19 protein-coding genes are annotated in these 18,923 nt (G+C 72.9%); 4 read left to right on the forward strand and 15 right to left on the reverse strand.

Translation table 11 applies throughout. The features are described from left to right. Nucleotides 1-71: 71 nt before the first annotated feature. The 5 genes from AAC944_RS13065 to AAC944_RS13085 all read right to left on the reverse strand — a co-directional run bounded on the left by AAC944_RS13065 (nt 72) and on the right by AAC944_RS13085 (nt 4,790). Nucleotides 72-425: a hypothetical protein gene (locus tag AAC944_RS13065; RefSeq protein ID WP_030625119.1), complete on the reverse strand. Its 354-nt coding sequence runs from the start codon at nt 423-425 to the stop codon at nt 72-74. A 236-nt stretch (nt 426-661) separates the two neighbouring features. Further along, on the reverse strand, nt 662-1,984 hold the full coding sequence (locus tag AAC944_RS13070; protein WP_030625120.1) for a hemolysin family protein: 1,323 nt from the start codon (nt 1,982-1,984) through the stop codon (nt 662-664). Between the two features lie 4 nt (nt 1,985-1,988). Then, the gene (ybeY, locus tag AAC944_RS13075) at nt 1,989-2,486 is read right to left on the reverse strand and encodes an rRNA maturation RNase YbeY (RefSeq protein ID WP_030625122.1); all 498 of its coding nucleotides are present in this window, start codon (nt 2,484-2,486) and stop codon (nt 1,989-1,991) included. 11 nt (nt 2,487-2,497) lie between these two features. Then, nucleotides 2,498-3,505: a PhoH family protein gene (locus tag AAC944_RS13080; RefSeq protein WP_030625124.1), complete on the reverse strand. Its 1,008-nt coding sequence runs from the start codon at nt 3,503-3,505 to the stop codon at nt 2,498-2,500. A gap of 142 nt (nt 3,506-3,647) precedes the next feature. Beyond that, a complete protein-coding gene (locus AAC944_RS13085; protein WP_037773655.1) occupies nt 3,648-4,790 on the reverse strand; it encodes a carbohydrate kinase family protein in 1,143 nt (380 codons plus the stop codon). A gap of 144 nt (nt 4,791-4,934) precedes the next feature. Here AAC944_RS13085 and AAC944_RS13090 point away from each other — a divergent pair, with 144 nt between their 5' ends. Next, nucleotides 4,935-6,272, forward strand: a complete 1,338-nt coding sequence (locus tag AAC944_RS13090; protein ID WP_037773657.1) for a 6-phospho-beta-glucosidase — start codon at nt 4,935-4,937, stop codon at nt 6,270-6,272. Nucleotides 6,273-6,288: 16 nt separating this feature from the next. On the opposite strand, the gene AAC944_RS13095 is transcribed toward AAC944_RS13090, so the two are convergent. From AAC944_RS13095 to AAC944_RS13115, 5 genes are all read right to left on the reverse strand, one after another. Next, nucleotides 6,289-8,010, reverse strand: a complete 1,722-nt coding sequence (locus AAC944_RS13095; protein WP_051872441.1) for a hypothetical protein — start codon at nt 8,008-8,010, stop codon at nt 6,289-6,291. Nucleotides 8,011-8,105: 95 nt separating this feature from the next. Beyond that, nucleotides 8,106-8,735, reverse strand: a complete 630-nt coding sequence (locus AAC944_RS13100; RefSeq protein ID WP_030625132.1) for an MBL fold metallo-hydrolase — start codon at nt 8,733-8,735, stop codon at nt 8,106-8,108. Beyond that, complete coding sequence (locus tag AAC944_RS13105) at nt 8,735-9,820, reverse strand: S-(hydroxymethyl)mycothiol dehydrogenase (RefSeq protein ID WP_368397170.1); 1,086 nt, start codon at nt 9,818-9,820, stop codon at nt 8,735-8,737. Before AAC944_RS13105 ends, AAC944_RS13100 begins: the two co-directional genes overlap by 1 nt. Before the next feature lie 111 nt (nt 9,821-9,931). Continuing rightward, nucleotides 9,932-11,257, reverse strand: a complete 1,326-nt coding sequence (locus AAC944_RS13110; protein WP_051871748.1) for a glucarate dehydratase family protein — start codon at nt 11,255-11,257, stop codon at nt 9,932-9,934. Beyond that, nucleotides 11,254-12,192 carry a 5-dehydro-4-deoxyglucarate dehydratase gene (locus AAC944_RS13115; RefSeq protein WP_030614588.1) on the reverse strand — a complete coding sequence of 313 codons (939 nt, stop codon included), beginning with the start codon at nt 12,190-12,192 and terminating at the stop codon, nt 11,254-11,256. The genes AAC944_RS13110 and AAC944_RS13115 overlap by 4 nt, the downstream gene beginning before the upstream one ends. A 151-nt stretch (nt 12,193-12,343) precedes the next feature. Here AAC944_RS13115 and AAC944_RS13120 point away from each other — a divergent pair, with 151 nt between their 5' ends. Together AAC944_RS13120 and AAC944_RS13125 are read left to right on the forward strand one after the other, a co-directional pair. Next, a complete protein-coding gene (locus AAC944_RS13120) occupies nt 12,344-13,144 on the forward strand; it encodes an IclR family transcriptional regulator (protein ID WP_030614591.1) in 801 nt (266 codons plus the stop codon). 180 nt (nt 13,145-13,324) lie between these two features. After that, a complete protein-coding gene (locus AAC944_RS13125; RefSeq protein ID WP_030614594.1) occupies nt 13,325-14,101 on the forward strand; it encodes an HAD family acid phosphatase in 777 nt (258 codons plus the stop codon). 26 nt (nt 14,102-14,127) lie between these two features. Here the strand turns inward: AAC944_RS13125 and AAC944_RS13130 are convergent, their stop codons facing one another. The 3 genes from AAC944_RS13130 to AAC944_RS13140 form a co-directional block, all read right to left on the reverse strand. After that, the gene (locus tag AAC944_RS13130) at nt 14,128-15,054 is read right to left on the reverse strand and encodes a ribonuclease Z (RefSeq protein WP_030614597.1); all 927 of its coding nucleotides are present in this window, start codon (nt 15,052-15,054) and stop codon (nt 14,128-14,130) included. A gap of 24 nt (nt 15,055-15,078) precedes the next feature. Further along, nucleotides 15,079-15,438, reverse strand: coding sequence for a histidine triad nucleotide-binding protein (locus AAC944_RS13135; RefSeq protein WP_030615132.1), 360 nt, complete (start codon nt 15,436-15,438; stop codon nt 15,079-15,081). A gap of 70 nt (nt 15,439-15,508) precedes the next feature. Next, the gene (locus AAC944_RS13140) at nt 15,509-16,426 is read right to left on the reverse strand and encodes a hypothetical protein (RefSeq protein WP_196942992.1); all 918 of its coding nucleotides are present in this window, start codon (nt 16,424-16,426) and stop codon (nt 15,509-15,511) included. Nucleotides 16,427-16,566: 140 nt separating this feature from the next. Here AAC944_RS13140 and AAC944_RS13145 point away from each other — a divergent pair, with 140 nt between their 5' ends. Then, nucleotides 16,567-16,995 carry an OsmC family protein gene (locus tag AAC944_RS13145; RefSeq protein ID WP_030614603.1) on the forward strand — a complete coding sequence of 143 codons (429 nt, stop codon included), beginning with the start codon at nt 16,567-16,569 and terminating at the stop codon, nt 16,993-16,995. Between the two features lie 42 nt (nt 16,996-17,037). Here AAC944_RS13145 and AAC944_RS13150 read toward each other — a convergent pair whose 3' ends face one another. Then, nucleotides 17,038-17,781: a 16S rRNA (uracil(1498)-N(3))-methyltransferase gene (locus tag AAC944_RS13150; RefSeq protein WP_030614608.1), complete on the reverse strand. Its 744-nt coding sequence runs from the start codon at nt 17,779-17,781 to the stop codon at nt 17,038-17,040. Continuing rightward, on the reverse strand, nt 17,778-18,884 hold the full coding sequence (locus tag AAC944_RS13155) for a nitronate monooxygenase (protein ID WP_030614610.1): 1,107 nt from the start codon (nt 18,882-18,884) through the stop codon (nt 17,778-17,780). The genes AAC944_RS13150 and AAC944_RS13155 overlap by 4 nt, the downstream gene beginning before the upstream one ends. Nucleotides 18,885-18,923: the final 39 nt, after the last annotated feature.

The raw sequence follows: 18,923 nt of genomic DNA on the forward strand, positions 1-18,923 counted from the left end.
CGGGCATGACACCGACCACCGGCCCGGTCCGGCCGGGCCGGCCGGACCGGTGGTTCCGCGTCCTCGGGCGCTCAGCCGGCCTTGACGGTCTCGCGGAGGACGCCGTCGGGGCCTGCGACCAGTACGGGGGTCTCCGCACCGCCCAGATCGCGGACGGCGGCCCGGTCCTCGTCCGCCGCGGTGGCCGCCTCGGTCACGACGGCGGCGGCCTCCAGGGACTGCGCGCCACTGGCGACGGCCATCGCGACGGCGGTCTGCAGGGCGGTCAGCTTCAGGGAGTCGAGGGTGACGGTGCCCGCGACGTACGTCCGCCCGGTCTCGTCCCGTACGGCGGCGCCTTCGGCGACACCGTTACGGGCACGCGCCGAACGGGCGAGCGTAATGATCTTGCGGTCTTCCGGATCCACGGGGGCAGCTTCGCTCATACGCCCGAGGATATGCGTTCTGCCACCCGCACACTCCAACGGGGCGCCACCCCGACGGCCTGTCTTTCCACCCACCCCGACGGGAGGGGACGGGCCGGAGCGGTAGGGGGTCCGGACGTGAAGCGAAGCAGTCCGGACCCCCTACCGCGGAGGCCCGCCCCGTGACGCCAAGCCCCGCGCAACGGCAATGCCCGCCGCAGGCGAACCGGCGCCGCACCCGGCAACGACCGCACGCCCTACTCGACCGCAGCCCCCGGCCCCTCCGGCGCCGCCGCGCCGACCGGCTCTACCAGAACCGTGACGATCTTGTTGCGGCGGCCCGCAGGCGACTCCGCCGTCAGCCGAAGCGCCTTCAGCGCCGGATCGACGGCATCAGCCGTCAGATCCACCTCCGCCTGGGCCCCCGCGATCGGGACACGCCCCAGCAGCTTGGCGAGCAGCCCCCCGACCGTCTCCACGTCCTCGTCGTCCAGCTCCAGCCCGTACAGCTCGCCGAGGTCGCCGATGTCGAGGCGAGCCGTGACGCGGTACCGGCCGTCGCCCAGCTCCTGCACCGGCGGCAGCTCGCGGTCGTACTCGTCGGTGATCTCGCCGACGATCTCCTCGAGGATGTCCTCGATCGTGACGATCCCCGCGGTACCCCCGTACTCGTCGATGACGACCGCAACGTGGTTGCGGTCGCGCTGCATCTCACGCAGCAGGTCACCGGCGTTCTTCGTGTCGGGCACGAACACCGCGGGGCGCATCGCCGTGGAGACCAGCTCGGTCTCGGCATCGCGGCTGATGTGCACCTTCCGCGCGAGGTCCTTGACGTAGACGACACCCACCACGTCGTCCTCACTCTCCCCCGTCACGGGGATGCGCGAGAACCCGGAGCGCAGCGCCAGCGTCAGCGCCTGCCGGATGGTCTTGAAGCGCTCGACGGACACCAGGTCCGTACGCGGCACCATGACCTCGCGCACGAGCGTGTCGCCGAGCTGGAAGACGGAGTGCACCATGCGGCGCTCCTCGTCCTCGATCAGCGACTCCTGCTCCGCGAGGTCGACCATCGCGCGCAGCTCGGCCTCGGAGGCGAACGGGCCCTTGCGGAAGCCCTTGCCGGGCGTGAGCGCGTTACCGATGAGGATCAGCAGCTGCGGGATCGGGCCCATGATCCGGGCCAGGGGCAGGAGGACGTACGCGGCGGCCGTGGCGGTGTTCAGCGGGTGCTGCCGACCGATCGTGCGCGGCGAGACCCCCACCGCGACGTACGACACCAGCACCATCACCGCGATGGCGACGGTCAGCGCCTCCCACGTCTCGGCGAACCGGCGCACGCACCAGTAGGTGACGACCACGGCAGCGGCCATCTCGCACCCGACCCGCACCAGCAGGGCGACGTTGAGGTAGCGGGTGGGGTCGGCGGCGACGGCGGCGAGCTTCGCCGCGCCGCGCCGGCCCGACCGTACGGCCTCCTCGGCGCGGAAGCTGGTCGTACGGGCGAGGCCCGCCTCCGCGCAGGCGGCGAGCCAGGCGACCACGACGAGGAGGACCGCGACGGCGATCAGCTGGGCGGACACCGCGTCACCGGGTGGTGGGCGCCGGGGACGGGCCCTCGATGCCCTGCTCGGCCCGCCAGCCGTCGATGATCGCCGCCTGGAGGCCGAACATCTCGGCCTTCTCGTCCGGCTCCTCGTGGTCGTACCCGAGGAGGTGCAGGACACCGTGGACGGTGAGCAGCTGCAGCTCCTCGTTCATGGAGTGCCCGGTCGGCGCGTCCTCGCCCTGCTTCTTGGCGACCTCGGGGCAGAGGACGATGTCGCCGAGGAGCCCCTGCGGGGGCTCCTCCTCGTCCTTGGCCGGCGGCCGCAGCTCGTCCATCGGGAAGGACATCACGTCGGTCGGCCCGGGGAGGTCCATCCACTGGATGTGCAGCTGCTCCATGGCGTCGGCGTCGACGACGATGACCGACAGCTCGGACAGCGGGTGGATGCGCATCCGGGCGAGCGCGTAGCGGGCGACGTCGAGGATCGCCTGCTCGTCGATGTCCGTACCGGACTCGTTGTTGACGTCGATTGCCATCGTTGCTCTGCTCAGTGCTTTCCGTTGCGGCTGTCGTACTGCTCGTACGCGTCGACAATACGGCCCACGAGCTTGTGCCGGACGACGTCGGTGCTGGTGAGGCGCGAGAAATGGACGTCGTCGACGCCGTCCAGGATCTCCTGGACCTGGCGCAGACCGCTCTTCGTGCCGCCGGGCAGGTCGATCTGGGTCACGTCACCCGTGATCACGATCTTCGAGTCGAAGCCGAGCCGGGTGAGGAACATCTTCATCTGCTCGGGGTTCGTGTTCTGCGCCTCGTCCAGGATGATGAACGCGTCGTTCAGCGTCCGGCCGCGCATGTACGCCAGCGGCGCGACCTCGATCGTCCCGGCGGCCATCAGGCGCGGGATCGAGTCGGGGTCGAGCATGTCGTGCAGCGCGTCGTAGAGCGGGCGCAGGTACGGGTCGATCTTCTCGTAGAGCGTGCCGGGCAGGAAGCCCAGGCGCTCGCCCGCCTCGACCGCGGGCCGGGTCAGGATGATGCGGTTGACCTGCTTGGACTGCAGGGCCTGCACCGCCTTGGCCATGGCGAGGTAGGTCTTGCCCGTACCGGCGGGGCCGATGCCGAAGACGACGGTGTGCTTGTCGATGGCGTCGACGTACCGCTTCTGGTTCAGCGTCTTCGGACGGATCGTGCGGCCCCGGTTGGAGAGGATGTTCTGCGTGAGCACCTCTGCGGGGGTCTCGCTCGTCTCGCTCTCGCCGTTGTCCGCCGAGCGCAGCATGGCGATCGAGCGTTCCACTGCGTCCTCCGTCATCGGCTGTCCGGTGCGGAGCACCAGCATCATCTCGTCGAACAGGCGCTGGATGAGCGCGACGTCCTCGGGATTTCCGACCGCGCTGACCTCATTGCCACGGACGTGGATGTCGGCCGCCGGGAAGGCGTTCTCGATCACGCGCAGCAACGAGTCCCCGGATCCCAGGACCGTGACCATGGGGTGCTTGGGCGGGACGGTGAACTGGGCGCGCGCCTGCTGATTGGTGGGTGTCTGCGTCATGGGCCGGCTCTGTGGCCTGCTGATCCCCATTTCTACGTAGCGATGCCTGCGGCTCTCCTGAGCACGTCCAGGGTACGACGCGGCACCGACAACGACGGAGAACTTTTCGGGGGCGGGTGAGAGGGCCGCTCCGCGAGGCCCGCTACCTCGCGCGGCGGAAGCCGATCGTCGGGAGGGCACGGGCCAGAGGCCACTGACGGTACGCGGCCGGGAGGACGCCCTCCAGGAACGCGTAGCGGTCGCGCAGCGGGAGGCCGCAGCCGTCCCGGCCGCCCACGGGACCCGCCAGCGCCTCGACGTGGTGATCCCGTACCCGCTGCCACCACGTGGCGATCTCCGCCCAGCCCGGCGCGGACAGCGAACCGCCGAACTCCTGCACCGACAGCGCCGCCGTCAGCCCCGCGAACGCCAGCCGGTCCGCCAGCGGCCACCCCGCGAGCGAGCCCGTCACGAAGCCCGCCACGAAGACGTCGCCGGCGCCCGTCGGGTCCAGCGCCTCCACCGCGATCGCCGGGACCTCGGCGCTCTCGCCGGTACGCGCGTCCACCGCGCAGGCGCCCCGCGCCCCCATGGTGACCACGGCGACCGGCACCAGATCGGCGAGCTTCCGGGCGGCGGCCTGCGGCGACTCCGTACGCGTGTACCGCATCGCCTCCTCGGCGTTCGGCAGGAACGCCTCGCAGTGTTCGAGGTCGGCGAGGTCGGCCGGATCCCAGCGCCCGGTGTCGTCCCAGCCCACGTCGGCGAAGATCCGGGCGCCACGGCCCGCCGCACAGCCCAGCCAGCCCTCCCGGCGCCCCGGGACCAGCGAGGCGACGCAGGCGCGCGAGGCGGGCGGGCAGCCGGGCGCGTGCCCGCCGTCGAAGGCGGACTCCGGCGGCGGCGCCTCGTGTCCGTGCGAGACCATCGTGCGCTCGCCCTCGTACGCCATGGAGACCGTCACCGGGGAGTGCCACCCGGGCACCTTCCGGGACATCGACAGATCGATGCCCTCCCCCTGGCGCAGCGCGTCCCAGCAGTACTCGCCGTACATGTCGTCCCCGAAGGCCGCGGCCAGCGAGGTGTGCAGGCCCAGCCGGGCCAGCGCGGTGGCCATGTTGGCGACGCCGCCCGGGCTCGAACCCATGCCCCGCGCCCAGGACTCGGTGCCGCGTACCGGTGCCGAGTCCAGCCCCGTGAAGATGATGTCCAGGAACACCGTGCCGGTGAGGTACACATCCGTGGCCGGGTCCTGCGGCCCGCGTACGGCGGCGAGCGGATCGAGCACCGTCGGCGCGGGACTCATGGGGGCGAACCGTTCTCCGTCTCGAGCGCTCACCTTGCCTGCCCCTTCCGTCCGTGCGCGTCACGCCAGTGTGCCGGATCAGGGCGCCGGGCGGTCGACGGCGGGGCGGGTCCGGGCTCGCGCGCGTGCGGTACGTTCCGGCCCATGAGGCTCACGATTCTCGGTGGTGGTGGATTCCGGGTACCCCTGGTCCACCGCGCGTTGCTCGACGACTCCACGCGCGCCGTGACGGAGGTGACGCTGTACGACACCGACCCGCACCGCCTGCGGGTGATCGCGGCCGTCCTGGAGCAGCAGGCGGCGGGGCGGGAACGGCCGGTGCGGGTACGGCTCGCGGCGGACCTCGACGACGCCCTGCGCGGTGCGGACTTCGTCTTCTCCGCGATCCGGGTCGGCGGTACGGCGGGACGCGTCGCCGACGAGCGGATCCCGCTCTCCGAAGGCGTGCTCGGCCAGGAGACCGTGGGCGCGGGCGGCGTGCTCTACGGGCTGCGCACGATCCCTGTGGCGCTGCGCATCGCCGAACGGGCCGCGGCGCTGGCGCCGGACGCCTGGGTCATCAACTTCACCAACCCGGCGGGCATGGTCACCGAGGCGATGGCGGAGGTGCTGGGCGACCGTGTGATCGGCATCTGTGACTCGCCGGTCGGGCTGGTGCGCCGGGCGGCGCGGGCCGCGGGCGCCGACCCGGACGCGGTGACGTACGACTACGTGGGGCTGAACCACCTCGGGTGGCTGCGGTCGCTGGCCCACGAGGGCCGCGATCTGCTCCCGGGGCTGCTCGCCGACCCCGAAGCGCTCGGCTCCTTCGAGGAGGGCCGGCTCTTCGGGGCGGAGTGGCTGCACGCCCTCGGGGCGCTCCCCAACGAGTACCTGCACTACTACTACTTCCGCCGCGAGACGCTCGCCTCCGTACGGGAGGCGGACGAGCCCCGCGGTGCCTTCCTCGACCGTCAGCAGGGCGGCTTCTTCGAAGCGGCGGCCGGGCGCCCCGAGGACGCGTACGCGCTGTGGGAGCGCACGCGCCTGGAGCGCGAGGAGACGTACATGGCGGAGAGCCGGGAGGCCGGCGGCGGCTGGCAGCGGGACAGCTGCGACCTGGAGGGCGGCGGGTACGACCGGGTGGCGCTGGCCCTGATGCACGCGATCGCGAACGACCGGCGGGCCCGGCTGATCCTGAACGTGCGCAACGGTACGACCGTCCCGGCGCTCGCCCCCGAGGCGATCATCGAGACGGTGTGCGAGGTGGGCGCGGGCGGCGCCGAGCCGCTGCCGTGCGCCCCGCTCCGCGAGGACCAGCTGGGGCTGATGCTCCAGCTGAAGGCGGTGGAGCGGGCGACCGTGGAGGCGGCCGTCTTCAAGGACCGTGAGGCGGCGCTGCGGGCCCTCGCGCTGCACCCGCTGGTGGACTCCCCCGCGGTGGCCTCCCGCGTCCTGGAGCGGGCGACGAGCGAGGCGGCCGGGCTCGCCGGGACCGGCTGACGGTCGGCGGGACCGGCTAGCGGCCGGCGGGCTCCGTCAGCTGGGTGAGGCGGCGCTGCACGTCGTCGCGGGCGCCGCTCTTGCCGGGGACCCGGTCGCGCAGGTTCGCCAGCTCGACACCCAGGTCCCGGATGCTGGCGTGGTCGCTGACCTGGTGCCAGCAGTGGTGGGCGCGGTCCACCGCGGCCGTGACCTCGGGGTCCGTCTCGCTCTGCCCGCCGGCCAGCCGGACGTGCGCGGAGCGCATCCACAGCCCGCTCGCCCGTACCGGCTCCTCGGCCAGCCGGGCCAGCTCGGCCTGCACCTCGATCCAGTGCACCGCCTCGGAGGACACCGGCCCGTGACTCCGAAGGGCCGCCTGCTCCCAGGCCGCGGCCATCGCGGCGGCCTCCCCGTGCCGCCCGGCGGCGGCCGCGGCGAACACGGCGTGGTGCGGGTCCTCGGCAGGCGCCGCCCCCGGCACCGGGGGTATGGCCGCCACCACGGGAATCGGCGGCCGCGCGGGCATCGGGGGCACGGTGGCCGGCCCGTCGGCGTCCGGGGTGGCCGAACCGCTGGCCTCCGGAGCCGGCGAACCACTGGCCTCCGGGGTGGCCGAACCGCTGGCCTCCGGGGCGGGCGGGACGTCCGTAGCTGCGGGGGCCAGCTCGTAGTCGGGCTCCGGCTCGGGCGCACGAACGGGCGCGGGCGCCGACTCAGGCGCGGGCGGCGCCTCCACCGCCGGTTCGGGCGCGAGGGACGCCTCCACCGCCGGTTCGGGCTCGGGCGCGGGCACGGGTGCCGCCTCCGCCACCGGCTCGGGCGCAGGTGCGCTTCCGGGCGCGGGTACGGCCGCAGGCGCAGAGGCCTGCTCCGGGGCCGCAACCGGCCCTTCCACGGGTACGGGAGCGGGCGCGGGCACAGCAGGCGCGTACGCAGCGGGCACAACCGGACCGGACGCGACCGGACCGGAGGCGGGGTCGCATCCGACCGGACCGGAGGCAGGGTCGAATCCGACCGGACCGGCTCCGACCGGGCCAGGTGCCACAGGCGCAGACGCAGACGCAGCCGGAGGCGCGGCCACCCACGCATCCGCCGTCCCCTCAGGAACCGGCGGTCCGCCCAGCCACAGCGTCGTCGCGCCGTCCAGCGCGGCGGTGCGCGCCACGTAGCCGTGCAGTTCTTCCGTACCGGGCCGCCGGGCCGTCGTCCGCAGCGCCTGCGCCAGCGCCTGGGTGTACGCCGGCGCGGGCCGGACCCGCTTGTCGCCGCGCTGGACCGTGCCGTACAGCAGGAACGGTCCGCCCAGCGACAGCCGCCCCTCGCCCAGCTGCTGCCAGACCTCCGGCGCCGCCGCCAGGTCGGCCAGCACCGTGGTGCTGCCCGGCGGCCGGTGCTGGAGTTCAGCGGTGAGCCAGTGCCACGGCAGCGCGGTGTACCGGACCGTGCGCGGCGCCGTCCGGGCCAGCGCCAGATGCGGTCTGCCCTGCCGCGAGTCCACCTGGAGGTGACCCGCCACGTAGATCAGCAGCGGGCCCTCGACAGCGGCCGCGGTACGGATGTGGGTCAGCACCGTGTTGGGGTCGTCCGGGTTCGCCAGCTGCACGGCGCTGGCGAACGGCGCACCCACGAGGTGCGCCGGCGGAACGGCGGCCAGCTGCGGCAGCACGGTGGTCGCCGGCAGCGGCCGCCGCACCGGCGGATCGGCGGCAATCAGCAATGCGTAGCCGTGCGCGGTCGGTGCGGTGCTGGTTGCCATACGGAGCACGGTAACCGGCCCGCCTCCAGGAGTGCAGGGGAGAGCGGCGCAAAGGTTCGAAAACCGGCAGCAAGCGACACCGGTACGGCCCCGCCTCAGTGGCCCCGCGCGATCCACTCCTCCACGTGCGGCGCCTCGTCCCCGATGGTGGTGCTGTCGCCGTGCCCGGTCAGCACCCTCGTCTGCGGTGGCAGCGTCAGCAGCCGCTCGCGGATCGATTCGATGATGGTCGGAAAGTCCGAGAACGATCGCCCGGTCGCCCCTGGCCCGCCCTTGAAGAGCGTGTCCCCGCTGAACACGACCCCGAGGTCCGGCGCGTGGAAACAGACGGCACCGGGCGCGTGCCCCGGTGTGTGCAGCACGGTGAGGTCCGTGCCGGCGATCGTCAGCACCTGCCCGTGCGCCAGCTCCCGGTCCGGCGCGCCGCTCGGGTAGGTCTGCTTCCACAACGGCAGGTCGTCGGGGTGGAGGTGGATCGTCGCACCGGTACGGGACGCCAGTGTGGGCGCGGCGTCGATGTGGTCGTTGTGCGCGTGCGTGCAGAGCACGGCCCGCAGCCGCCGCCCGCCGAGCGCGGCGAGGATCGCGTCCGCGTCGTGCGCGGCGTCGATGACGACTGCTTCCTCGTCATCGCCGATGATCCAGACGTTGTTGTCGACGTCCCAGGCGCCGCCGTCGAGGGTGAACGTGCCGGAGGTGACGAGGTGTTCAATACGCGCCGCCATCACAGCACCACCACCGAGCGCAGCACATCACCCTCATGCATCCGGGCAAACGCCTCCTCCACATCCCCGATCCCGATCGTCTCGGTCACGAACGCCCCCAGATCCAGACGCCCCTGCTGATGCAGATCCACCAGCATCGGGAAGTCCCGGGAGGGCAGACAGTCCCCGTACCAGGAGGACTTCAACGCCCCACCCCGCCCGAAGACGTCCAGCAACGGCAGCTCCAGAGTCATGTCGGGGGTCGGCACGCCGACCAGGACGACCGTCCCCGCCAGATCCCGCGCATAAAACGCCTGCTTGTAAGTCTCCGGACGCCCCACCGCCTCGATCACCACATCCGCCCCGAAGCCACCGGTCAGCTCCCGGATCGCCGCCACCGGGTCCACCGCCTTGGAGTTCACCGTATGCGTGGCACCGACCGACTCCGCCTTGGCCAGCTTCCGGTCATCGATATCCACCGCAATGATCCTCGCCGCCCCCGCCAACCGCGCCCCGGCGATCGCCGCATCCCCGACCCCACCACAGCCGATCACCGCCACCGAGTCACCCCGGCCCACATTGCCGGTATTGATGGCCGCGCCGATGCCCGCCATCACCCCACAGCCCAGCAACCCCGCCACCGCCGGCGACACCGACGGATCCACCTTCGTGCACTGCCCCGCCGCCACCAGCGTCTTCTCCGCAAACGCCCCGATCCCCAACGCCGGCGACAACTCCCTCCCATCCACCAGCGTCATCTTCTGCCCGGCATTGTGCGTGGCGAAGCAGTACTGCGGACGCCCCCGCAAACACGCCCGGCACTGCCCACACACCGCCCGCCAGTTCAAAATCACGAAATCCCCGACCGCGACCTCGGCGACACCCTCCCCCACCGACTCCACCACCCCCGCCGCCTCATGCCCCAGCAGAAACGGAAACTCCTCACTGATCCCGCCCTGCTTGTAATGCAGATCCGTATGACACACCCCGCACGCCTGCACCCGGACCACAGCCTCCCCCGGACCCGGATCCGGCACCACGATCGTCTCCACCCGCACCGGCTCATTCTTCCCCGCTGCGATGACTCCGCGTACTTCCTGCGCCATGGAGGCAGCCCCTCTCGATGATCACGTACGGGACGGACCCATACCGTACGCGTTCCCCGCATTCCCGCCCAGAGGGCGACACCCCGGCGCCCGCCGGCCGGTCATGGGGAGTCACCAGCGCGGCACGGCCGGAGTCGTCCACGTCGGGTCGGCGATCCGCATCGCCGCCGCGTCGTCCCGGTCGCGCCGGCTGCCGTCGTCGTCCAGCCACCGCTGGTGCAGCGCGGCGAGGCGGTCGTGGTCGAGCTCGACGCCGAGTCCCGGGGTGTCGGTGACCGCGACGGCGCCGTCCTCGAAGGTGAGGCGCTCGGTGAGGACGTCCTCGGTCTGCCAGGGGTAGTGGCTGTCGCAGGCGTGGTGGAGGTGGGGGACGGTAGCCGCGACCTGCGTCATCGCGGCGAGGCTGATGCCGAGGTGGGTGTTGGAGTGCATGGAGACGCCGACGCCGAAGGTGCGGCAGATCGCGGCCAGTTCGCGGGTGTTGCGCAGGCCGCCCCAGTAGTGGTGGTCGGAGAGGACGACCTGGACGGCGCCGCGGGTGAACGCCTCGGCGATCTCGTCGAAGGTCGTCACGCACATGTTGGTGGCGAGGGGAAGTTCCGTACGGGCCGCGACCTGCGCCATGCGGTCCGTGCCGCTCGTCGGGTCCTCCAGGTACTCCAGTACGTCCGCCAGCTCGTCGGCGACCGTCAGGGAGGTCTCCACGGACCAGGCCCCGTTGGGGTCCAGGCGGAGCGGCTTGCCGGGGAACTCCTCGGCCAGCGCACGGACGGCGGCTATCTCCTCCTTCGGCTCGAACACTCCGCCTTTCAGCTTGAAGGAACCGAAGCCGTAGGTGTCGGCGAGCCGCCGTGCCTGGGCGACGATGCCCGCGGGGTCGACGGCGGCGCCCCAGTCGTCGGCCTCGCCGTGGCCTCCGGGGTGCTCGGCCCAGCGGTAGAACAGGTAGGCGCTGTAGTCGACGCGGTCCCGGACCTTGCCGCCGAGCAGGGCGTGCACGGGCAGCCCGGCGGCCTTGCCCCAGGCGTCCAGGCAGGCGACCTCGAAGCCGGACAGCACGGAGAGGCGCAGTTTGTCGGCGGTCTGGACGCCGCGCAGGCCGCCGACGTCCACCGCGCCGGCGGCGGTCGCCTCGGGCGAGTCGCCGCAGACCTCAGCGGCCAGTGCGGGCAGCGCGTTCAGGTCCGTGACCGGGCGGCCGGTCAGGGCGTCGGCCAGGGGGCGGGCGAGGTCGAGGTACTTGGTGTCGCCGTACGTCTCGCCGAGGCCGGTCACGCCGCCCGCGGTGACCACCTCGACGATCAGCCGCGGGGTGTACGGCTGGTGCACGCCCTGGGTGTTCAGCAGCGGCGGGTCGGCGACCAGGACCGGGGTGAGCCGGACTCCGGCGATGGTGAGGTCAGCGGCGGCCGGGGACGTCGCCGGGCGGCCGGTCATCGGGTGGCTCCTACCAGGTCGAGGCCGCGCTCCAGGAGCGCCGTGAGGGCGGTGAGGTCGGCGGCCGAGGGGTCCGTGAGCGGGGCGCGTACGGGGCCGACGGGCAGGCCGCGCAGCCGGGCCGCCGCCTTGACGAGCGACACGGCGTACCCGGGCACCCGGTCGCGCAGCTCTACAAAGGGGATGTAGAAACCGGTCAGCAGCTTCTCGACGGCGGCGTCGTCCCGCTCGCCGAGCGCCGCGAAGAAGGCGCCGGCGATCTCGGGCGCGAAGGCGTGCACGGCGGAGGAGTACGCGGTGACGCCCAGGCTCGCGTACTGACGGGCCTGGAGTTCGGCGGTGGCGGCGCCGTTGAAGAACAGGAAGCCGTCGGGGGCCGCGAGCTTGGCGCGCTGGAGCCGGTCCAGGTCGCTGTGGCCGTCCTTGAGGCCGATGACGCCGGGGATCTCCGCGATCCTGCGGACGCTGTCGGCGGTGAAGGCGACGTGGTCGCGCTGGTACGCGATGATCGGCAGCCCGGTGCGGGAGGCGACCTCGCGCACCTGGGCGACCAGGCCGTCCTGCGGGGCCCTGACGAGGTAGTGCGGCATCAGCAGCGCGGCGTCGGCCCCGGCGTCCTCGGCGATCCGGGCGAACCGCGCGGCCTGCGCCCAGCCGTATCCCACGCCCGCGACGACCGGCAGCCGCCCGTCCGCCGCCTCGACGGCGGCCCGGATCACCTGGCCGTACTCCGCCTCGTCCAGGGAGAAGAACTCGCCGGTGCCGCAGGCCGGGAAGAGCGCGCCGGGCGGCCCGGCGGCGATCCGGCTCGCGAGGTAGTCCCGGTACGCGGCCAGGTCCAGCGCGCCGCCGTCGGTGAAGGAGGTGAGCGGGAAGGACAGCACGCCGCGGGCCATGCCCGCGCGCAACCGTTCGGTGACCGGTGAGGCCGTCATGAGCCTGTCTCCATATGTAGATGGCGTCCACGGATGAGAATAGAAGCTAGAGACGCGCCCCACGGCCGTCAATAGGTCCGGCAGCCGGCATACGGTCCGGACCGGCAGCCGGCCTGCGGCCCGGGACAGCCTCCGCGGCTACCATCGGCGCATGTCGGAGAGGGGCGGCGGGGTCCGCGAAGTGAAGTCGGCGGCCCGCACCGTGGAGCTGCTGGAGGTCCTCGCGTCCCGCGGCGACCGCCCGGCCCGGCTGCGCGAGCTGGCCGAGGAGCTGGGCGTGCCACGCAGCAGCATGTACGCACTGCTCCAGACCCTCATCGACCGCGGCTGGGTGCGCACCGACACCACCGGCTCGCTGTACGGCATCGGCATCCACGCCCTGCTGGCCGGCACCAGCTACCTCGACACCGACCCCCTGGTCCGGGCCGCGCGCCCGTACCTCGACGAGGCGTCCGAGGCGCTGGGCGAGACCGTCCACCTGGCCCGGCTGGACGGCCCGGACGTGGTCTACCTCGCCACCCGCGAGTCCCGCGCGTACCTGCGGACGATCAGCCGGGTCGGGCGGCGGCTGCCGGCCCACGCGAGCGCGCTGGGCAAGGCGCTGCTCGCCGAGCGGGCGGCGGACGGGACGCTCCCGCTGCCGGACGGGCCGCTGGCGGCGCTGACCGAGAACACCCTCACCGACCGCGCGGCGCTCGCGGCCGACCTCACGCGGGTACGGGCGCTCGGCTACGCGACCGAGCGCGAGGAAGGGGTCACCGGCATCGCCGGCTTCGGGTTCGCGCTGCGGTACGACTCCCCGGCGACCGACGCGATCAGCGCCTCCGTCCCGGTCGCGCGGCTCACCGAGGAACGCGAGCGGCGGATCGTCGCGGTCATGACCGATGTCCGCACGAAGATCGAGGCGGCCGCGCCGCACGCACAGGGCGCGGGCGCGCCCGAGTGGCGCTGACACCGGCTCCCCGTCGACTTCACACCGGCACCCACCGGCACCCCGCCACCGGCTCTCTGGCACTCCGTGCCACCCTCGCATGATTTGCCAACCATTTAATCTCCGCGCGTAGATACGCAGAAGCAACGCCTGCTAGATCTACCGGGGTCCCCTTTCCGCTCCACTCCGCAGGAGAAGTACATGCGTTTCCGCGCGCGCCTGGGCGCTTTCGCCGCCGCGGCGGCCGTCGCCGCCACCACCGCGTTCGGCGTCGGCCAGGCCACCGCCGAACACTCCGTCCCGCACTCGGACAAGGAGATACCCAACCTCACCCAGGTGCAGGACCGGATCAAGGCGTACTACGGCGACACCGTGACCGCCGACGGGCAGCACCACGCCTCCCCGAAGAGCAACTACGCCCGCCAGGTCCGCGGCATCGAGGCGAAGGCGCAGCGCTACCTGGACAGCGCGGTGCGGCACCACAAGGGGACCGGGAAGCCCGCCGTCGTCCTCGACATGGACGACACCACGCTGCTCACCTACAACTTCGAGCTGCAGATCGGGTTCGCCTTCGACGAGAAGGCCCAGGACGCATACCTGAAGAGCCACGACATGGCCCCGGTCTTCGGCATGGACGCGCTGGTGAACCACGCCCGCGCCAAGGGGTACGAGGTCTTCTTCGTCACCGGCCGCAAGGAGGCCCAGCGCGACTGGAGCGTCCGCAACCTCAAGAACGTCGGCTACGACGTCCCGCTGGACCGCGGGCACGTCTACCTCAAGGACAAGCAGAACCCGCCGGCCTACCTGCCGTGCGGCGCCGGCTGTTCGACCGTCGAGTACAAGTCCGGCACCCGCAAGCACATCGAATCCCAGGGCTACGACATCGTGGCCAACTTCGGCGACCAGTACTCGGACCTGAAGGGCGGCTACGCGGACCGCACCTTCAAGCTGCCGAACCCGATGTACTACCTGCCCTGACCTGCGGCGCCCTGTCCTGCGGCGCCCTAGGGGCGGCGCTTGGGCAGCGGCACCCGCATCAGGTCCCGGGCGACGGTCAGTTCGCCCTCGTAACCGGCCTCGCGGGCCTCGCGCTCGAATTCCGCGGGGTCCGCGTACCGCTGCGAGAAGTGCGTGAGCACCAGGTGCCGGACGCCGGCGTCGCGCGCGACCATGGCCGCCTGGCCCGCCGTCAGGTGGCCGTGCTCCTCCGCCAGCCGCCGGTCTCCGTCCAGGAACGTGGACTCGATGACGAGCATGTCGCAGCCCGCCGCCAGCTCGTGCGCCCCGGCGCACAGCCGGGTGTCCATCACGAACGCGAACGACTGGCCAGGGCGTACCTCGCTGACCTCCTCCAGGGTGACCGCACGGCCGTCCTCCCGGACGACCGAGCCCTCCCGGTTCAGCCGGCCCACCGCGGGCCCTGAGATGCCGTGCTCGGCCAGCCGTTCGGGCAGCATCCGCCGCCCGTCCGGCTCCTGGAGGCGGTAGCCGTAGGACTCGACGGGGTGCGAGAGGCGGCGCGCGGTGAGCGTCCAGCGGGCCGTGTCGGCGATCGTGCCGCCGTCGCCGGACACCGGCTCCTGCCGCAGCTTCACGGTCTCCCGGTAGGCCGTCGAGTAGCGCAGCCGCTCGAAGAAGTGTGCTCCGCTCGCGGGGTAGTGGGCGGTGACGGGATGCGGCACCCGGTCGAGGTTGATCCGCTGGATCACCCCGGCCAGGCCCAGGCTGTGGTCACCGTGGAAGTGCGTGACGCACAGCCGGTTCAGGTCGTGCGCGGCGACCCCGGCGCGCAGCATCTGGCGCTGCGTGCCCTCGCCGGGATCGAAGAGCAGGCCCTCGCCGTCCCAGCGCAGCAGGTAGCCGTTGTGGTTGCGGTGCCGGGTGGGCACCTGGCTGGCGGTGCCGAGGACGACCAGTTCACGTACGGACAAGGTGCTGATCCGCTCCGGTGGCCGTTATCCGGGGGGCCAGTTGAGGCCGCGGCCGCCGAGCACGTGGGCGTGCGCGTGGAAGACGGTCTGGCCGGCGCCCGTGCCGGTGTTGAAGACGATGCGGAAGCCGGTGCCGTCGACCTTGTCCTCCGCGGCGACCTCGCCCGCCTCGCGCAGCACGTCGGCGGCGACCTGCGGCTCGGCGGCCGCCAGCGACGCGGCGTCCGGGTGGTGGGACTTGGGGATCACCAGGACGTGGGTGGGCGCCTGGGGGTTGATGTCGCGGAAGGCGACGGTCGTCTCGGTCTCTCGGACGATCGTGGCGGGCACCTCGCGCGCCACGATCTTGCAGAACAGGCAGTCGGCCTGCGGTTCTCCCGCCACCGGTGCGCTCCTCACGGGTCGTCGGCTCGTACGACCCGCATCGTACCGATCAGGGACCGGCCGGCCGTCACTAGCGTGCCACCCAGGTGCCGGAACGGTCCTTCGAACCGTCGCCCTGGTCGTCGTTGCCGCCGTTGTCGTCGTGGTTGTCGCTGCCGTCGTGGTCGTCGTTACCGCCGTTGTCCTTGTGGTCGCCACCGTCGCCGTGGTCGTCGTGCCACTTGCCGTCGTCGTGGCCGTTGTCGTCGTGGCCGCCGTCGGGGCAGTCGTCGTGGCCGCCGTTCCAGTCCCCGTCGCCGTTGTCGCCGTTGCCGTCGTCGCCGTTGCCGTCGTCGCCGTTCCCGCCGCCGTTGTCGTTGCCGTTCTCGTTGTCGCCGCCACCGCCGCCGCTGTTGCCGTCGTCGCTGCCGCCGCCACCGCTGTTGTCGTTGTCGCCGCCGCCCCCGCCGCCGTTGTCGCCGCCGGGGTTGTCGCCGCCGCCCCCGCCGCTGTTGTCGCCGCCGGGGTTGTCGTCACGGGCGGGGTTGGAGTCCGGGTTCGAGTTCGGCTGTTCCGTACCTCCGGCGGCCGGGGCGTTGCAGTTGCCGATGGTGTTCGTACGGAAGATCACCCGGTCGCCGACCCGCGCGGTGAGGCCACTGCCCTCCACGCACCGGCCGTTGACCTCCCTGGTCACATTCCCTCGGATGGTGATCCGCTCGCCGCTGGCGCTCTCGCCCTGGCAGTCGACCCTGGCGCTGCCGCCGCCCGCGCCGGGGGTGGCCTCCGGTGCGCCGCCGTTCGGCGCCGACGCCGTACAGCTGAGCCAGCGGACGTCGACGCTCTCCCACTCCAGTGCCCGCGTCCCCTGGCGGTCCGTCGTCACCGCTATCGCGGATGTGTTGGAGTAGCCGGACGGCTCACACGCCGCTGTTCCGGCGGCCACCGCACCCGCGGCACCCGCCGCTGCCAACGCCCGTAACCAACGGCCCCGCACGCGTCCCTTCATGCCCCGCAGCGTGCCATCGCCGCCACGCGGCCCGACAGGCCCGCTCCGGCCAACTCCGCGCGGCGCTCCCCCGGCCGGCCCGACCATCACTAACCTGGGCCGCGAAAAGTTGAGTTCCGCCACATACGGGAGCGACCCACATGGCAACGACGCGCACGGCCAAGACCCACTGGGAAGGCAACCTGCTGGAGGGCAAGGGCCAGGTGGCCCTGGACTCCTCCGGCATCGGTACGTACGACGTGAACTGGCCGGCCCGCGCCGAGCAGCCGAACGGCACGACCAGCCCCGAGGAGCTGATCGCGGCGGCCCACTCCTCCTGCTACTCCATGGCGTTCTCGCACGGCCTGGCGGGCAAGGGCTACACCGTCGAGACGGTCGACACCCAGGCCGATGTCACCTTCCAGCCCGGCGAGGGCATCACCGGCATCGTGCTGACCGTGAAGGCCAGTGTCCCCGGCCTGTCGGAGAACGACTTCCAGGCGGCGGCCGAGGACGCCAAGAAGAACTGCCCGGTCAGCCAGGCCCTGGCGGGCGTCAAGAACATCACGCTCAACGCCACGCTGATCTGACACCACCCGATCCGGCGCGCAAGGCCGTACGGCCCGCGGGGCTCAGTCCCAGCGGCCCGTGCGGCCCAGCAGCAGTGCCGTGGCGGCCGTGCCGGCCGTGGAGGTCCGCAGGACGCTCGCGCCCAGCCGGTACGGCTTCGCCCCGGCCGCCGCGAACAGCTCCAGCTCCTCCGGCGAGACGCCGCCCTCGGGCCCGACGACGAGCACGATGCCGCCGTCGGCGGGGAGTTCGGCGCGGGCCAGCGGCTCGCTGCCCTCCTCGTGCAGTACGGCGGCGAAGGCCGCACCGGACAGCAGCTCCGCCACGCCCTTCGTCGACGCGGCCGCCGCGACCTCGGGGAACGTCAGCCTGCGTGCCTGCTTCCCGGCTTCCCGCGCCGTGTTGCGCCACTTCGTCAGCGACTTGGCGCCCCGCTCGCCCTTCCACTGCGTCACGCAGCGGGCCGCCTGCCACGGCACGATCGCGTCCACGCCGGTCTCGGTCATGGTCTCCACGGCCAGTTCGCCGCGGTCGCCCTTGGGCAGCGCCTGGACGACCGTGATGCGCGGCCGCGGCGGCTCCTCGGTCCGTACGTCCGTCACCGCGACGTCCAGCCGGTCCTTGCCCTCGACCGCGGCGACCGTCCCGTACGCGCCCGTGCCCGCGCCGTCCGTCAGCACGATCTCCTCACCGACGCGCAGCCGCCGAACGGACACCGCGTGCCGTCCCTCGGGGCCGTCCAGGGTGAGGGCCACGCCCGGCGCGGCGCCGGCCAGCGAGTCGACGAGGAAGACCGGGGCGGTCACGGGGCACTCCCAAGGGATCCGGGTCCGGCGGGGCCGGAGGGGTTCGACACGGCACGTGCCGCGGCCAGTTCGGCCACCAGCACCTCCATCAGGTCTGCCGCGGGCAGCCGCCGGGCCAGCCGGTGGCCCTGGCCCGCCCACAGGTTCATGGCCTGCGGGTCACCGGCCTGCGCCGCGGCCTTGCGGACCGGCGAGGTGAGGTGGTGGACGGCCGGATAGGCGGCCGGGGCGTACGGGCCGTGCTCGCGCAGGAAACGGTTCACCAACCCGCGGGCCGGGCGCCCGGAGAACGCCCGGGTCAGCTCCGTACGGGCGAACAGCGGGTCGGTCAGGGCCTGCTTGTGCAGCGGGTGGGCGCCGGATTCGGGGCAGGCCAGGAACGCCGTACCGAGCTGCGCCGACACCGCGCCCGCCGCCAGCACGGCGGCTATCTGCGCGCCGCGCATCAGCCCGCCCGCCGCGATCACCGGCAGCCGGACGGCCTCGCGGACCTCGGCGATCAGCGTCAGCAGGCCGACGCCCGCGCCGGTGCCGTCGCTCTGCGGGTCGTCGCGGTGGGTGCCCTGATGGCCGCCCGCCTCCGTGCCCTGAACGCACACGGCGTCGGCACCGGCCTCCTGCGCGGCCCGCGCCTCGGCGGCCGTGGTGACCGTCACGACGGTGTACGTGCCTACCCGGGCCAGGGATTCCACGGTCTCGGCTGTGGGGCAGCCGAAAGTGAAGGAGACGACCGGTACCGGGTCCTCACGCAGGATGGCGAGCTTGGCGTCGTAGTCGTCGTCGGTGGCGCCGTGGGCGTCACCGAGCGCGGTCCCGTACCAGGTCTCCTCGCCCGCGAGCTGCTCGCGGTAGACCTCGACGGCCGCGTCGTCCGCGAGCTCGGGCTGCGGCATGAAGAGGTTCACGCCGAAGGGGCGGCCGGTCAGCCCGCGCAGCCGCTCGATCTCCTGGTACATGCCGTCGGCCGTCTTGTATCCGGCGGCGAGGAAGCCCAGGCCGCCGGCGGCGCTGACGGCCGCGGCCAGCTCGGGACACGAGGCGCCGCCGGCCATGGGCGCCTGCACGATCGGGTGAGGGCTCAGCTCGGTCAGCGCGGTGGGCATGCCCACATCGTGTCACGCGTCACGGCCGCCCCCCGAATC

The organism is Streptomyces sclerotialus (assembly GCF_040907265.1).
GTDB classification, from domain to species: domain Bacteria; phylum Actinomycetota; class Actinomycetes; order Streptomycetales; family Streptomycetaceae; genus Streptomyces; species Streptomyces sclerotialus.